This window comes from Methylosoma difficile, from assembly GCF_054657615.1.
On record NZ_BAAHYJ010000015.1, the window covers coordinates 1 to 799 of the forward strand.

Genomic DNA, 799 nt, shown 5'->3' on the forward strand with positions numbered 1-799 from the left:
CGCCAGTTCCGCGCCGTTCAGGCTGTCGTTGCCGCCTAGGCCGTTAAGGGTGTTGGTGTTGCCCGCCAATCCATACAATATGTCGTTAGCGTCGGTGCCGTTATGGCGCGTGGTGATGATGGTGTCGGCAGTAAGGGTGCTGTCGGTGAAGGTGAATTTATCGACTTTGGCGTTGGCGTAGTTGTTGAAGAACCCTGAAACCGTCAGCTGGTTGCCCGCCGTGCCGTATTTTAGGATGAGGTTGCCTGCTCCGTCGTCGTAAAGGGCGGTGAGTTCGGTCGATTTCAGGTCGGTGAATTTGATGGTGTCGACGCTGCCATCGCTGTCAACGTTGTAGAGGGTGTCCGCGCCGTCGGTTTTGCTGATGAGGTAGGTGTCCGCGCCTTCGCCGCCTGTTAGGGCATCGCTGCCCGTGCCACCGTTGAGGGTGTCAGTACCGTCGCCGCCGGACAGCCCGTCGTTACCGGCGTTGCCGTTGAGGGTGTCCGCATCGCCGTAACCGTAGAGACTATCCGCACCGTCGCCGCCATTGAGGGTGTCTTTACCATCGCCACCATAGACGGTGTCATCACCTGCCAAGGCGTTGATGGTGTTGGCGTAGCCGTTGATGGCATAGAGGGTGTCGTTACCTGCCGTGCCTTGCTGGCGGGCGAGCAGTTCGGCGTATCCCCAAGTGACGGCGTTGCTGAACTGGAAGCTGCTGATAGCGTAAGCGGTGTTGATAGCTTGCCCACTAAAGAAATTGGCAACCTTCAATACATCTGTAGTTCCGTAACCAATCACCAAATCATTACCCGAA

At 57.4% G+C, this 799-nt stretch carries 1 protein-coding gene; it reads right to left on the minus strand.

The features are described 5' to 3' along the window. Nucleotides 1-799, minus strand: a 799-nt coding sequence (locus ACYQ1O_RS16880) for a calcium-binding protein (RefSeq protein ID WP_459993438.1), incomplete at both ends; no start/stop codon positions are given.